Origin of the sequence: Variovorax sp. J22G73 (assembly GCF_030317035.1) — a bacterium.
Classification (GTDB): Bacteria; Pseudomonadota; Gammaproteobacteria; order Burkholderiales; family Burkholderiaceae_C; genus Variovorax.
In genome coordinates, this window is sequence record NZ_JASZYK010000019.1 from 1 (window position 1) to 13,121 (window position 13,121).

General features: G+C 69.3%; 10 protein-coding genes. 3 read left to right on the forward strand and 7 right to left on the reverse strand.

Going from position 1 to position 13,121, the window contains the following annotated elements; all coding sequences use genetic code 11:
- Positions 1–306: 306 nt before the first annotated feature.
- Complete coding sequence (locus QTI51_RS36020) at positions 307–3,546, forward strand: bifunctional cytochrome P450/NADPH--P450 reductase (RefSeq protein ID WP_286518039.1); 3,240 nt, start codon at positions 307–309, stop codon at positions 3,544–3,546.
- A gap of 141 nt (positions 3,547–3,687) precedes the next feature.
- Here the strand turns inward: QTI51_RS36020 and QTI51_RS36025 are convergent, their stop codons facing one another.
- From QTI51_RS36025 to QTI51_RS36045, 5 genes are all read right to left on the reverse strand, one after another.
- Entirely contained in the window at positions 3,688–4,467 is a 780-nt protein-coding gene (locus QTI51_RS36025; protein ID WP_116913468.1) for an esterase/lipase family protein, read from the reverse strand.
- A 123-nt stretch (positions 4,468–4,590) separates the two neighbouring features.
- On the reverse strand, positions 4,591–5,226 hold the full coding sequence (locus tag QTI51_RS36030) for a TetR/AcrR family transcriptional regulator (protein WP_116913571.1): 636 nt from the start codon (positions 5,224–5,226) through the stop codon (positions 4,591–4,593).
- 16 nt (positions 5,227–5,242) lie between these two features.
- Entirely contained in the window at positions 5,243–5,776 is a 534-nt protein-coding gene (locus QTI51_RS36035) for a phasin family protein (RefSeq protein ID WP_116913469.1), read from the reverse strand.
- 52 nt (positions 5,777–5,828) lie between these two features.
- On the reverse strand, positions 5,829–6,383 hold the full coding sequence (locus QTI51_RS36040) for a hypothetical protein (protein ID WP_116913470.1): 555 nt from the start codon (positions 6,381–6,383) through the stop codon (positions 5,829–5,831).
- A gap of 157 nt (positions 6,384–6,540) precedes the next feature.
- Positions 6,541–8,295 (reverse strand): WS/DGAT/MGAT family O-acyltransferase, encoded by a 1,755-nt coding sequence (locus tag QTI51_RS36045; RefSeq protein WP_116913471.1) that lies wholly within the window; start codon positions 8,293–8,295, stop codon positions 6,541–6,543.
- Between the two features lie 219 nt (positions 8,296–8,514).
- On the opposite strand from QTI51_RS36045, the gene QTI51_RS36050 reads away from it, so the two are divergent.
- Positions 8,515–10,599 carry a prolyl oligopeptidase family serine peptidase gene (locus QTI51_RS36050; protein ID WP_116913472.1) on the forward strand — a complete coding sequence of 695 codons (2,085 nt, stop codon included), beginning with the start codon at positions 8,515–8,517 and terminating at the stop codon, positions 10,597–10,599.
- 1 nt (position 10,600) lies between these two features.
- Complete coding sequence (gene rocF / locus QTI51_RS36055) at positions 10,601–11,521, forward strand: arginase (protein ID WP_116913473.1); 921 nt, start codon at positions 10,601–10,603, stop codon at positions 11,519–11,521.
- Between the two features lie 7 nt (positions 11,522–11,528).
- Here rocF and QTI51_RS36060 read toward each other — a convergent pair whose 3' ends face one another.
- The gene (locus tag QTI51_RS36060) at positions 11,529–12,569 is read right to left on the reverse strand and encodes an FUSC family protein (RefSeq protein ID WP_286518041.1); all 1,041 of its coding nucleotides are present in this window, start codon (positions 12,567–12,569) and stop codon (positions 11,529–11,531) included.
- Positions 12,570–12,601: 32 nt separating this feature from the next.
- A complete protein-coding gene (locus QTI51_RS36065) occupies positions 12,602–13,090 on the reverse strand; it encodes a MarR family winged helix-turn-helix transcriptional regulator (RefSeq protein ID WP_116913475.1) in 489 nt (162 codons plus the stop codon).
- Positions 13,091–13,121 lie beyond the last annotated feature (31 nt).

Here is a 13,121-nt window from a genome sequence, read left to right on the forward strand (position 1 = left end):
TCACCTTGACGCAGCCAATACCGCCTATTGAAAAACCAAACTCGCACCGCCGCTTGCGGATTGGAGAAGTCCCGGTAAAAGGAGGAGGCCGAAGGCCGGGGGACATTCGAGCAAAGGGGTACCGCGTCGGCGTGATCGCGCCCTGAACAAGCCTCCTGAACACACGCTCCGAGCTCTTCGAAACCCTGTCCCAGCCAAGCCCGCCCTAGGGAATCCCCGCCCTGCCCCCGGCCCGTGTCGTCGGGATACTCCGGTTGTTACACCCCGGACATCCGAAGCGGGTCCACTCCAAAGGCACAACAGACCATGGCAGGCAAAAACTCGCTCCACCCGATCCCGCATCCGGCGAAGAAGCCCTTCGTCGGCAACCTGCTGTCGATCGGCTCCGACTCTCCCGTGCTCGACATGTGGAAGATCGCGAAGGACTTGGGCGGCATCTACTGGCTCGACATGCCGGGCATGCCGGTGATCGTGGTGTCCTCCCCCGCGCTGGTGGACGAACTGTGCGAGGAGAAGCGCTTCGACAAGAGCACGCGCGGGGCGCTGCGCCGGTTGCGTGCGGCGTCGCACGGCCTGTTCACTTCCGACACGCACGAGGAAACCTGGTCGAAGCCGCACAACATCTTGCTGGCCAACTTCAGCCAGCGCGCCATGCAGGCCTACCACCCGATGATGCTGGACATCGCGGGCCAGCTGGTCACCAAGTGGGAGCGGCTGAACTTCGACGAAGAGGTGGACGTGGTGCGCGACATGACCGCGCTCACGCTGGACACCATCGGCCTGTGCGGCTTCGGCTATCGCTTCAATTCGTTCTACCGCGAAGGCTTCCACCCCTTCGTCGACGCGATGGTGCGCACGCTGGAAACGGTGCAGAACCGCCGCGGCCTGCCGCTCGAAGAGCTCATGCTGAAGAAGGAACTTGCGCAGCAGCGCAAGGACATCCGCTACATGCACAAGATGGTGGAAGACATCATCGAGGAGCGGCGCGCGAGCGGCGCCGACATCGCCACCAAGCCCGACCTGCTGAGCTACATGATTGCGGGGGTGGACAAGAAAAGCGGCGAGCAGCTCACCGACAAGATGATCCGCGACGAGTGCATCGAATTTCTCATCGCGGGGCACGAGACCACCAGCGGCCTGCTCTCCTTCGCCATCTACTTCCTGCTGAACAACCCCGAGGCACTGGCCAAGGCGCAGGCCGAGGTCGATAACGTGTTCGGCCCCGACACCACGCAAAAGCCCACCTACGCGCAGGTCAACCGGCTGCAGTACGTGATGCAGGTGCTGAAGGAGTCGCTGCGCATGTTCCCCACCGCGCCGGCCATCTCGATGCGCGCGAAGGAAGACACGACGATCGGCGGGCAGTACACGATCAAGAAGAACAACATGGTCATCATGCATGCGCTGGCGCTGCACCGTGACAAGGGCATCTGGGGCGAGGACGCCGACCAGTTCAACCCCGACAACTTCACCCGCGAGGCCGAACGCGAGCGGCCGGTGAACGCCTTCAAGCCCTTCGGCAACGGACAGCGCGCCTGCATCGGGCGGCAGTTTGCGCTGCAGGAGGCCGTGCTCACGCTCGGCATGATCCTGCAGCGCTTCAACCTGGTGGACCACACGGGCTACCAGCTGAAGATCAAGGAGGCGCTGACCATCAAGCCCGAGGGCCTGAAGATCAAGGCGCTGCTGCGCGACCCGGCCACGCGCCCGCGCGGCAACATGACCGACGCGGCCGCCGCGCCCGTCCAGGCCGCGCAGCCCGCGCAACCCGCCACGGGCCCGGCACGCAAACCGCAGCCCGCGCGCCACGGCACCTCGCTGCTGGTGCTGCAGGGCTCCAACCTGGGCACGGCCGAAGACCTGGCGCGCCAGCTGGCCGAGGCCGGCGAGGCGCGCGGCTTTTCCACGCAGCTGGCTTCGCTCGACGACTACGCCGAGCGCCTGCCGGCCAACGGTGCGGTGGCCATCGTGTGCGCCTCGTACAACGGCGTGGCGCCCGACAACGCGGCCGAGTTCCACCGCTGGCTCGACAAGGCCGACGACGCGCTCAACGGCGTGCGCTTCAGCGTGTTCGGCTGCGGCAACACCGACTGGGCCGCCACCTACCAGGCGGTGCCGCGCCGCATCGACGAGCGGCTGCAGGCGCTGGGCGCCACGCGCGTGCACCCGCGCGGCGAAGGCGATGCGCGCGAGGACATGGACGGCGCCTTCCAGGACTGGAGCGACGCGCTGTGGCCCGAGCTGGTGAAGGCCTTCGACATCAAGACCGGCGCCGACACGCCCGCGCAGAGCGAGCCGCTGTACACGCTCGAGGAGCTGCCGCCGCCGCAGAAGAACGCGATCGTCGATGCGCTGGGCGCGGTCGCGTTGCGCGTCATCGAGAACCGCGAGCTGCAAAGCGCGGGCGGCAGCGAAGAGGCCGGCCGCTCCACGCGCCACGTGGAGCTGATGCTGCCCGAAGGCCTGGTGTACCGCGCCGGCGACCACCTGAGCGTGGTGCCGCGCAACAGCCCGGCGCAGGTGGAGCGCGCCATGGCGCGCTTCGGCTTCGACCGCACGGCCCATGTGCGCCTGCACGCGGGCGCGGGCCGCAAGGCGGCACTGCCGGTGGAGCAGGTGATTGCGGTCGACCGGCTGCTGGGCGACTACGTCGAGCTGCAGGACGTGGCCACGCGCAGGCAGATCGCCACACTCGCGGCGTACACGGAATGCCCGTTCACCAAGCCGAAGCTGCTGGCGCTGTCGGGCAGCGACGAGGCCTCGCAAGCCGCCTACAAGGCCGAGGTGCTGCACAAGCGCAAGTCGCTGCTCGACCTGCTCGGCGAGCACCGCGCCTGCCAGGTGCCGTTCGCGGTGTTCCTGGAAATGCTGTCGCCGCTGTCGCCGCGCTACTACTCGATTTCGTCGTCGCCGACGATGACGCCGGGCCGGTGCAGCGTGACGGTGGGCGTGGTGAGCGGCCCTGCCAGGTCGGGCACCGGCACCTTCGAGGGCGTGTGCTCCAACTTCCTGGCGCGCGCGGAAGCGGGCGACACGGTGCACGGCGTGGTGCGCGAGACCACGGCCGAAGGCTTTCGCCTGCCGGACGACGCGAGCCGCCCGCTCATCATGGTCGGCCCGGGCACGGGACTGGCGCCATTCCGCGGCTTCCTGCAGGAGCGCGCGGCGCAGGTCAAGGCGGGGAATTCGATCGGCGAGGCGCTGCTGTTCTTCGGCTGCAGGCATCCGGAGCAGGACTTCATCTACGCCGACGAACTCAACGCCTGGGCGCACCGCGGCGTGATGAAGCTGCACACCGCGTTCTCGCGCGCGGGGGACCGCAAGGTGTACGTGCAGGACCTGATCCGCGAACAGGCGGCCGACGTGTGGAAGCTGCTGGAGGCCGGCGCCGTGGTGTACGTGTGCGGCGACGGCTCGCGCATGGAGCCCGACGTGCGCCGCACGTTGAGCGACCTGGCGCGCGAGCATGGACACGACAGCGCCGCGTGGATGGACAAGATGATTGCCGACCAGCGCTACGTGCTGGACGTGTGGGCAGGGGCCTAGGCTCGCCCCCAGGCTTGCCCACTTCGTGTGGCCTCCTTCTCCCTACCGGGGGCAATACCTGCGGACCGGCGAAGCCGGTTCCGCGGTATTTCTGGAAGGGGGCGCGACAGCTGCGCTGCGTTGCGTCGCGTTGTGTTTTGGTCAGTCGGCGCGGTCGGGGTCCGGGTACACCAGCGGCCCGAGCAGCCCGCGATTGAAGGGCTTCCACTGGCCTTCGGCTTGCGCCAGCCGGTCGGCCACGGCGTAGAGCACGGCGGGGTGCGCGCCCAGGCCCAGGTGGCTGGCCAGCACTTCGATGTTCTCCGACTGCGGGCCGGTCTTTTCTATGCTGCAGCGCCAGGCGACCACGCCGTCGGTGCGGCTGAAGATGGAGGTGGTGGGCACGGGCGGCGTGGGCTGCACGAACTTCATGCGGCGCGGGTCGTGCGAGCTCTGGCCGCTCACGCCCTCGTACACGCGCCATGCGTTGGTGGCGCGCGGGCTGCCGGAAAACGGGCTGCCCAGCGTGATCACGTTGCGGATCATGTGCGAGTACGACGACGCCAGCAGCCGCGCGTAAACGCCGCCCAGGCTCCAGCCGATGACGCTGACCTTCTCGCCGTTCTTCTCGTGCAGGGCCTTCAGCAGCTCGACCATGCCGTGCTCCACGCCTTCGCGCGGGCCGAGGTTGCGGCCCTGGCCCCAGCCGTGCGCGTCGTAGCCGCGGCTGCACAGGTAGCGGCGCAGCAGCAGCGTGGAGCCGTCGCCCGCCACCAGGCCGGGCAGCACGATCACCGGGTGCCCGTCGCCGCGCGGCGTGAGCTGCAGCAGCGGCCACATGGCGATGCCGGCGCCGGTTTCCCACAGCGCGCGCGCCTCGGCCAGCAGCAGCAGGCGCGACGGCGGCGCGATGGGTTCCTTGGCATGGGTGGCGGTGGTCATGATCAGTGGCTCCTTCGGCGCGATGGCCTGTTGTAGCGCGTTGTGGCTCTTGATGGACTTTTATCGTCTTGTTCGCAAAGCTGGGGCTCTGGCAGCCAATGCCCCGTCGGACAACAACGTCATTTATCCGAGGTATTTGCCCCTCAGGTAATCGAGGTAAGCCCTCGATTCGCTGGAAACATACGGCGAGACGAGCGTGAGCGTATAGAACGCCGCCAGCCCCGGGTCGGCCTGCGCGAGGGCGTCGCGCCCCGGCACCAGCCGCTCGAACGACAGCCAGCAGGTGGTGGTGAACACCATCTGCAACGCCAGGATGCGCGCCTGCTCGGCGCTGGTCTCGATCACGCCCGAGGCCACCAGGCCTTCGCACAGCGCCTGCGCGGCCAGCAGGTTCTGTGCGGTGAGGGCCTGCGCGCGCTGGCCCAGCGCGGGGTACTCGCTGGCCAGGAAGGCCATGTCGCGGTAGATGAAGCGGTATTCGTCGATGGCCTCGAAGCGCAGGTGCAGCGCCAGCCACAGGTCGTCGATGGCCGCGATGGCGGCCGACGAGCCGTTCAGCGCCTCCAGCCGCTGCTCGAAGCGGCGGAACAGCCATTCGACGATGAGCTGCTTGGCCTTGAAGTGGTAGTGCAGGTTGCCCGGGCTGATGCCGAGCTCGGCCGCGATCTTGTGCGTGGACACGGCCGCGAGGCCCTGCGCATTGAACAGCGCGAGGCTGGCCTGCAGGATGCGGTCGCGCGTGGTGTTGGAACTGGCCACAACGGCGGTGGGTGGCTCAGCGTCTGGCGCGGCCGCGGGGGGCGGCTGCGCGCGGGCTTGCGGCAGCGGCAGCGGCAGCGGCAGCGGCGGCAGAACCCGCGGAACCTTCAAGCTGCGCCACGCGTTCGCGCAGTTGCGCCACCTCGTCGCGCAGGGCCTGCACCTCTTGCGCGTTCGGCAGGCCCAGGCGCTCCAGCGCGGTGGCCACGCGCTGGTCGAACACGTCCTCGAACTTGCGGATGCCGAAGCTGTCGAGGCTGGGGACCTTGCCCTGGCGGATGCCGAGCAGGCCTTCGATCACGTTGGCCTGGCGCTTGGCGACGTCGTTGCGCACGGTGTCCAGCGCCTTCAGGCCGGCGCGCAGCAGGCCTTCGGCCTTGCCGGGGGCCGCGGCCTGGGTCTTGCCGGCAACCTGCGTGGCCTTGCGGGGCGCGGCCTTGCGGGATGCGGCCTTGCGGGCAGCTGGTGCCTTGCGTGCCGGCACCTTCTTCGCGGGCGCCGCCCTCTCCGTCTTCTTCGACTTTGCAGTTTCGTCAGCGCGGGTCGCCATGCAGTGCTCCAGGTACCGGACAAAAGAAAAAGGGCGCCAGGCGCCCTCGGGGTCAGGCCGCCTTGCGGGCGGCAGCGCGGCGAACCGGCTTCTTGGCGACGGCGGCCTTGGCCTTCACCGTGCGAACCGGCTTGGCTTCTTCGGCGCCGCTCACGCGGGCTTCGATCTGCTTGGTGCCGGCGGCGATGCGGTCGGCGATTTGCACCGACACGGTGGCGATCGGCTGGTTCAGCGCGCCCAGGGCGTTGATCACCGAGGTGGCGACGGGCGACTCGACGCGCGCCACGCGGCCGGCGACGGTCTCGATGCCGGTGGTGGTGCCGGCGGCCACGCGGTCCATCACGGACACGATGCGGCCGGTGTCGATGTCCAGGCGGTTGGCCAGGAAGCCGTTGATCTTTTCCTGCGCGCCGATCAGGTTGGCCTTGACCTGCTCGCTCACCAGCGGAATCTGGCGGCTGCCCAGGAAGTTGCTGTAGCGCGTGGCGGCGCCGCCCAGCAGGCGATGCACGCCGGTGCGGTAGGCGCCGACCAGGGTCTTGCCCGCGTCGTTGTACTGGCCGACGACGTGGACGGCTGCGGAAGCGATGGTGGTTTGCGTGGACATGGTGATTTCCTTTGAAGTTGATGGGCTCGCGAGGAAACGGGGATGTTCTGTCGCGATGGGCCTATCTTCTTCCCGGGGGCCTAGGCCTGGAAAACTAGAACGGTCGGAAAACTAGTCCAACTGCCCCAATTTTCTGCAGGCCGGGCCCGCGCGCCGGTCATGCCGCCGCGGCGCGGGGGGAACGGGCGCGTTTGGCGGGGGCCGCTGGGGCGGTGGGCGCGGTCTTGCGGGCCGGTGGCTTGGGGGCTGCCTTCTTGGCGGCAGCTTTCACAGGCGTTTTTACCGGGGCATTTGCCGGGGCTTTTACCGGGGCTTTTACCGGAGCCTTCGCAGCGGCAGCTTTCACAGGCGCCTTCTTCGCAGCGACCTTCACCGGCGCCTTCTTGCGCGCGGCCGGTGCCTTCCGGGCGGCGACCGGCGCGGGCGCCTCGTCGTCCGACGGCTCCTCCACCGTCTTCGGCGGCACCGGCGCGGGCGCGGCACCGGCGGCGGCCGGGTGCTTCTGCGTGAGCTCCATCAGCAGCTTGTGCTCGGCCAGCATGTAGTCGCCGATCTCGGTGATGTCGGGCACGGCGCGGCGGCAGGCGATCAGGCCGTAGTCCATGCGGCCGTTGTAGCTCTGCACCGTCACGTTCAGCGCCGTGCCGTGGCTGGCGATCGACACCGGGTAGTAGCAGGTCACCAGCGCGCCGGCGAAGTACATCGGAAACGGCGCGCCCGCCACGTTCGAGATGGCCACGTTGGCCGCCGGCGGCAGCAGGTTGACGATGCCCGAGCGCCCCACCATCGACGCGATGCCCGACACCAGCCACGGCGCGGCGAAGGTCGGAAAGTCGTCCAGGATCACCGCCTTGAAGCGGTTCATGGTCGACTTCGACGAGTTCGACGACGCGTTGATGGCCTTCAGCCGCTGCACCGGGTCGGTGATGTCGGTGGCCAGGCTCACCAGGATCATGCTGGCCTGGTTGTTGGCCGTCTGGTCGCCGGCCTCGCGCAGGCTCACCGGGACGCCGGCCACCAGCGGCTTGGCGGGCAGCTCGTTGTTGTCGGCCAGGTAGTGGCGCAGCGCGCCCGACACCGTGGCCATGACCACGTCGTTCAGCGACACGCCGAAGTGCTTGGCGATGTACTTGGTCTCGGCCAGCGAAATGGTGCGCCCGGCGAAGGTGCGCTGGTTGGTGATCGACACGTTCAGCGAGGTGCGCGGCGCGAACAGGTTGAACTTCTTGGGCGCGGCGGCGGCGTCTTTCTCGGCCGCCTTCTCGTCGGGCTTGGCCAGCCCGCCGATGGCGCGCGCGATGGCGGGGGCCATCTTGAAGAGCTTGACGTATTGCTGCGCGGTGTTGCGCAGCGCCGCCGTGGCCAGCTCGGCCATGCCCAGCTGGTAGCCGCTGCCGCGCGGGCGCGAGCGCGGCGGCTTCACCACGCGGCCGGTGGCCTCGAGGTCGAAGATGGCCTTGCCCACTTCCACGCCGGCCTGCCCGTCGATGCCCGCGTGGTGCACCTTGGTGTACAGCGCCACCTGGCCGCTCTTGAGCCCGTCGATGATGAAGAACTCCCACATGGGGCGGCTGCGGTCGATGAGCGTGGAGTGCAGCCGCGCCACGTACTGCTGCAACTGCCGGTTGGTGCCGGGCTTGGGCAGCGTGATGTGGCGCACGTGGTAGTCGATGTCGATGTCCTCGTCGTCCACCCACACGGGGTTGGACATGTCGAAGGGCATCAGCGCGAGCTTGCGCGTGAACACGTCGGCCAGGTGGATCCGGCTGGCCATGAAGTTCTTGGCGTCTTCGTAGAAGTCGCCCTTGTAGCCCTTGGGCAGGTCGAGCACATTGAGCGAGCCCACGTGCATCGGCATTTCCGGCGTTTCCATGTGCAGGAAGGTGGCATCAAGACCGCTCAGGTGTTTCATGTGTTGTGTCTCCTAGGTGGGGCATGCGCCGTTCGGCAGGATAGCGCGGGCATCGCGTTTGTGGGCCCCGCGTTCTTCAGTGTTTCCACCGGGGGCGAGGCGCCGGCGGGACACGGGTTTGCCCGAAGTTCCCGAGCGGCACCGCGACGGCCGCTGGCGGCAACGGCCCGTCCCTTGTGCGAAAGCCCTTGTTTCACACGGGCTCCGTACACTGGGGCCATGACATCCAGCCTCCCCCCGCAAGCAGTGCAAGCTGCGCAAGACGACCACCTCTGGCTCGAGGACATCGACGGCGAGAAACAGCTCGACTGGGCCCGCGCGCAGAACGCGCTCACGGTGCAGGCCTATGCGAAGTCGCCCGCGTTCGAGGCGCTCCAGCAGGGCATCCTCGAGGTGCTCGACTCCGAGGAGCGCATTCCGATGGTGCGCAAGATCGGCAAGCGCTTCTACAACTTCTGGCGCGACAAGGCGCACCCCAAGGGCCTGTGGCGGCGCACCACGCTCGACGAGTACCGCAAGCCGCAGCCCGCCTGGGAAAGCGTGCTCGACCTCGACGCGCTGGCCGCGGCCGACGGCGAGAACTGGGTGTGGCACGGCGCCGACTGCCTCGACCCCGAGTACAAGCGCTGCCTGATCTCGCTGTCGCGCGGCGGCGCCGACGCCGACGTGGTGCGCGAGTTCGACCTGGAGACCAGTCGCTTCGTCGAAGGCGGCTTCACGCTGCCCGAGGCCAAGAACCACGTCGGCTGGAAGGACATCGACCACCTGTACGTGGCCACCGACTTCGGCCCCGGCTCCATGACCAGCTCCAGCTACCCGCGCATCGTGAAGGAATGGCGCCGCGGCACGCCGCTGGAAAGCGCGGTGACGGTGTACGAAGGCCTGCACGAGGACATGTCCGTCGGCGCCTACCGCGACAACACGCCCGGCTTCGAGCGCGACTACGTCTCGCGCCAGATCGACTTCTACGACAGCGAGACCTGGCTGCGCAAGGCCGACGGCTCGCTCGCCAAGATCGACGTGCCCGACGACGCGCTGGCCGAGATCACGCGCGAGTGGATGCTGATCGAGCCGCGCACCGACTGGACCGTGGGCGGCGCCACCTACAAGTCGGGCTCGCTGCTGGCCACGAAGTTCGACGACTACATGGCGGGCGGGCGCGAGCTCACGGTGCTGTTCGAACCCGACGACACCACCGCGCTCGACAGCCACTCGTGGACGCGCAACCACCTGATCGTCAACACCATGCACGACGTGGTGAACCGGCTCGAGGTGCTCACGCCGCCGGCCGACGGCAAGGGCGCATGGAAGCGCGAGAGCCTGGGCGGCGCGCCGGCGCTCTCGACCATTGCGGCGGGCGGCATCGACGAGGACGAGAACGACGACTACTTTCTGACCGTGAGCGGCTTCCTGCAGCCGACCACGCTCTATATCGGCACCCTCGGCGCCACAGGCACCTCTGAAAAGAGCGAGCCCCAGGTGCTGAAGAACAGCCCCGCCTTCTTCGACGCCTCGGGTTTCAGCGTGAGCCAGCACTTCGTGCGTTCGAAGGACGGCACGCGCGTGCCCTACTTCGAGATTGCGCCCAAGAACCTGAAGGCCGACGGCAACCACCACGTGCTGCAGTACGCCTACGGCGGCTTCGAGATTTCGCTGCAGCCCAGCTACAGCGGCAGCATCGGCCGCGCGTGGCTCGAACAGGGGGGCGTGTACGTCATCGCCAACATCCGCGGCGGCGGCGAGTACGGCCCGCGCTGGCACCAGGCCGCGCTGCAGGAGAACCGGCTGCGCACCTGCGAGGACTTCGCGGCCGTGTCCGAAGACCTGATCGCGCGCAAGATCACCTCGCCCGCGCACCTGGGCGCCATGGGCGGCAGCAACGGCGGCCTGCTGATGGGCAACATGCTCACGCTGTACCCGCAGCTGTACGGCGCCATCGTGAGCGAGGTGGCGCTGCTCGACATGCGGCGCTACACGCAGCTGTCGGCCGGGGCCTCGTGGATCGCGGAGTACGGCGACCCGGAGCAGCCCGACGAGTGGGCGTTCATCAAGACCTTCTCGCCCTACGAGAACGCCAGGGCCGGCCAGGCCTACCCGCCGGCGCTGTTCACCACCTCGACCCGCGACGACCGCGTGGGCCCGGTGCATGCGCGCAAGATGCACGCGAAGATGCTGGCGCTGGGCCATGACAGCCGCTTCTACGAGAACCTCGAAGGCGGCCACAGCGCGGCCACGGACAACAAGGAGTCCGCCTTCATGGACGCGCTGGGCTATGCCTACCTGTGGCACCACCTGAGGAGCTGAAATGAGCAACGCCAAAGTCACCCTCGAACTCATCGGCGCGCCCACCGACATCGGCGCCAGCGTGCGCGGTGCCGGCATGGGGCCCGACGCGCTGCGCGTGGCCGGGCTGGCGGAGGCGCTGGCGGGCCAGGGCTACGCGGTGATCGACCGCGGCAACCTCGCCGGCCCGGCCACGCCCTGGACGGCGCCGGCCAACGGACTGCGCCACCTGGACGAGGTGATCGCGTGGAACCGCTCGGTGTACGCCTCGGTCGACGGCGCGCTCGGCGCCGGCCACGTGCCGGTGATGCTGGGCGGCGACCACTGCCTGGCCGTCGGCTCCATCAGCGCGGTGGCGTGGCATGCGCGCAAGCGCGGCAAGAAGCTGCGCGTGCTGTGGCTGGACGCGCACTCCGACGTCAACACCGAGACCACGAGCCCCAGCGGCAACCTGCACGGCATGCCGGTGTCGTGCCTGCTGGGCCACGGGCCCGCGGTGCTCACCGGCTGGAGCGGCGAGCGCGCGGCGCTGGAGCACGATGCGATCCGCTTCATCGGCATCCGCAGCGTGGACAGCGACGAGAAGGAAGCCATTCGCACGCTGGGCCTGCACGTGTTCGACATGCGCCACATCGACGAGCACGGCATGCGCACCACCATGACCGAGGCGCTGCAGGACGTGGACGAAGACACGCACCTGCACGTGAGTTTCGACCTCGACTGCCTGGACCCCGGCATCGCGCCCGGCGTGGGCACCGGCGTGCGCGGCGGGCCGACCTACCGCGAGATGCAGCTGTGCATGGAAATGATCTCCGACACCGGGCGGCTGGCTTCGGTCGACGTGGTGGAGCTGAACCCGGCGCTGGACGTGCGCAACCAGACGGCCGAGGTGGCGGTGGAGCTGATCGAGAGCCTGTTCGGCAAGTCGACGCTGGTGCGCTGACCTTGTTTCAACGCGCCTGGGTGGTCTGAGCGGTCGGCGCGGCGATGCAGCGCTGCAGCCGCCGCAGGTCGTCGAGCAGCAGGCACAGCGGGGCCGCCAGCAAGGCACGCGACGGTGTCGTCGAACCGGCCTCGGCCATCCGCGCGAGGTCGGCCAGGTTGGGCGAGCCCTTGCCAGCCAGATCGTCGGCCGAGTCGTCGGCCAGGGTGTCGGCCAGGGCGTCGGCCATGCCGGCGACCGCGGCAGCCGCGGCCCGAGCGGCCTCGAGCGGAAAAGAGTCAACGCCCTCCTGCCGGCGCAGCACCCGGTCCAGCACGACCGCGTCCTGGAAGATGCGCGCCGCCAGCCGCGCCTTGTTGCGGTAGGTGCGCGCGCCCTCCGCGGCCGTGCCCCGGCGCCACCAGCGGGCTTCCAGGTCGGCGCTGCCCGCAAGCAGCGCCAGGCGGCCCAGCGATGCGCGCGTGGCCGCATGGACGCGCTCCACCTCGGCTTCGGCGGGCCGCTGCGTGGCGGCCATGCGTTTCGCGATGCCCCGCAGCAGCGCGGCGCAGCCCTCGTCGAAGCGCGCCCCCGCGTGGTACTCCGACATGAAGGTGGCGACCGCCAGCGCCACCCCCACGCCGATGCCGATCTGCGCCATGCGCAGCATCGCCACCTGCAACGCCGAATGCCCGGGAATGCCGCCGGCCGACAGGATGATCAACGCCGCCACCGGCGCGCTGCGCAGCCCGGGCGCCGCCGTGCTGGCAAAGGCCAGCAACACCACGATGGACAGCGTGGCCGCGAGCGCGTTCACGCCGTGGTGCTGCAGGTAGACGCCGGCCAGGCCGCACAGGGCGCCGGCAGCGGTGCCGCGCACGCGGTCCCAGCCGGCATCGAGCGTGGAGCCGGCGCTCGGGCGCATGACGATCAGCACGCTCATCACCGACCAGAAGCTCTCGGGCAGCCGCAACGCGACCGACACGCCCCAGGCGAGCGCCACGGCGCCGGCCAGCTGCACGCCCGGTCGCCAGCGGCCGTGGCGCCACAGGCCTGCCAGGCCCTTCAAGCCTTTCAGTAGCTGGAGGGCCGGCGCGCTGCTCATGGTTCGGGCGCGTGGGCCAGCGCGGCGGCAATGCCGTCGATCAGGCGGCAGGCTTCCAGCAGCAGGGCCTGCTGGCCGGCGTCGAGCGTGGCGCCGATGACCCCGGCCAGCGCCGCCTCGCGCGAGCGCATGAGCGCCTTCAACCGCCGCACGCCCTCGGGCGTGAGCGACAGCAGCCACTGGCGTCCGTCGCTCGGGTGCGGGCTGCGGGCGGTCCAGCCTTCGGCGTCCAGCTCGGCCAGCAGGCGGGTCAGCGATTGCGGCTTGACCCTTTCGAGCGCCGCCAGCGCGGTCGGCGTGCTCGGCCCGTGCCGGTGCAGCTGGCCCAGCACGCTGAGCTTGGCGACGCTCGGGCCATCGGGCGAGGCGCTGCCGCTGCGCAGCTCGCGCGCCAGTTGCGCTACTGACGTGCGAAGGTGCGAGGCGCACGACGCCGGCGTGGCGGCCGCAGGAGCAGGGGAAGAAGGAGAAGTGGAAGAAGACACGCCCAGATTGTAAGACGTGTCTTGGTAATTG

Excerpts from the sequence above, each read along its gene's own strand:
- QTI51_RS36020 (WP_286518039.1), top strand. The coding sequence starts at position 307 with ATGGCAGGCAAAAACTCGCTCCACCCGATCCCGCATCCGGCGAAGAAG.
- QTI51_RS36025 (WP_116913468.1), bottom strand. The coding sequence starts at position 4,467 with ATGACCACCGCCACCCATGCCAAGGAACCCATCGCGCCGCCGTCGCGC.
- QTI51_RS36035 (WP_116913469.1), bottom strand. The coding sequence starts at position 5,776 with ATGGCGACCCGCGCTGACGAAACTGCAAAGTCGAAGAAGACGGAGAGG.
- QTI51_RS36040 (WP_116913470.1), bottom strand. The coding sequence starts at position 6,383 with ATGTCCACGCAAACCACCATCGCTTCCGCAGCCGTCCACGTCGTCGGC.
- QTI51_RS36045 (WP_116913471.1), bottom strand. The coding sequence starts at position 8,295 with ATGAAACACCTGAGCGGTCTTGATGCCACCTTCCTGCACATGGAAACG.
- QTI51_RS36050 (WP_116913472.1), top strand. The coding sequence starts at position 8,515 with ATGACATCCAGCCTCCCCCCGCAAGCAGTGCAAGCTGCGCAAGACGAC.
- rocF (WP_116913473.1), top strand. The coding sequence starts at position 10,601 with ATGAGCAACGCCAAAGTCACCCTCGAACTCATCGGCGCGCCCACCGAC.